This window comes from Clostridium fessum, assembly GCF_003024715.1.
GTDB lineage: Bacteria > Bacillota > Clostridia > Lachnospirales > Lachnospiraceae > Otoolea > Otoolea fessa.
The window spans coordinates 1-1,203 of the sequence record NZ_PYLO01000015.1 but is presented as its reverse complement, the minus strand read 5'-3'; the positions used below and the strand labels follow the sequence as shown (position 1 = coordinate 1,203).

Annotated in this window: 1 protein-coding gene and 1 pseudogene; both read right to left on the bottom strand. The window is 39.0% G+C overall.

What is annotated here, in order from left to right; translation table 11 throughout:
* Positions 1 to 404 (bottom strand): annotated as a pseudogene (locus C7U56_RS15245) (IS200/IS605 family accessory protein TnpB-related protein); the annotation flags it as partial.
* 8 nt (positions 405 to 412) lie between these two features.
* Entirely contained in the window at positions 413 to 853 is a 441-nt protein-coding gene (gene tnpA, locus C7U56_RS15240) for an IS200/IS605 family transposase (protein WP_107001914.1), read from the bottom strand.
* Positions 854 to 1,203: the final 350 nt, after the last annotated feature.

Here is a 1,203-nt window from a genome sequence, read left to right as displayed (position 1 = left end):
GCTTCCCTATACATGACATCCCGATAGAATACCGGCATCGCATGATTCTCACAGACCAGCTTCGGTTTCCCCCTCAGTTCTCCCTTTTCCCACAAACTAAGGCGTGATTGATAGGAGGACACTGCTCCAAGTGCGTGTTGAATCGCCGCTCTTCTCAGATAAGATGGCATCTTAGGAAAATGACGGTCAAACGGAAATCTGGCATGATTCTTTTTTGTCTCATGTACCAGATGTTCCGCCTCATTAAAGCGTTTTTGTAGATTTTTGATTTCTGAAAGTTCTTCCCATGTCTCTGCATACACCGGAATCAGATAGGAAACTGCTTTCCGGAAAATATCCAGTGTAACGCGGAGCGGTATATTCTTTTTTTTAATTTCTACTCCATAGCTGGATACAATCTGCATAAAGTTTCCTACTTTCTTTTTTCCTTCTCTTTTTGTCCCTCAATGTATGCCACTACCTGATCCCTGCTTCGGTCACTTACGGTGACTGCACAATAGGATGGATTCCACAAATGTCCTCCCCATAGCTCCTGTTTTAATTCCGGATGTGAAAGAAACAACTGACGTGCCAGATTCCCCTTCATAATCTTTATCATGTCTGATATAAAAAATTGTGGTTTGCAATCCAGAAGTAAATGAATATAATCTGGCATAACCTCCATCGCCAGAATCTTAAATTTGTATTCCTCCGCAAGTCCATACAACATTTTTTTACATTCTGCGTCTATCCCATTTTTCAGAACCTGTTTTCGATATTTCGTGCACCAGACAAGATGATATTGCAAAGAATACACATATCCTCTACCATATGAAAGTGTATTTCTCTTAATAGTAAATGTATCTTTTTCCATGTTTATATTATACCATATGCCTCCGCATTTAGCAAACACTAGTTCTGTATCTTGATAAAAAATTTGGCACACCTAACTCATCACTACTACAATATACTTATGGGTAATCCCCTTACATCCAGTAAGGATTTATCCATCTCATTACTTAAACTGTTAGAATGTAGGATGCAATGGTATATCGACTTCATCACTAGGACTTAGCGTCCGTACTTTAGACTGATAACCAGCTCCTCATTCACAGTGTTCGTTTTATGCAGGTTGAATCACATTAAGTGCATTCGTGTCACACACAGTAGTTTGAGCAGGTAATGAGTAAATCTGGTATTTATCCATTGTAATATTTTTAAGGA

Bases quoted from the DNA above. Each gene is read 5' to 3' on its own strand.
- tnpA (WP_107001914.1), bottom strand. From the start codon at position 853: ATGGAAAAAGATACATTTACTATTAAGAGAAATACACTTTCATATGGT.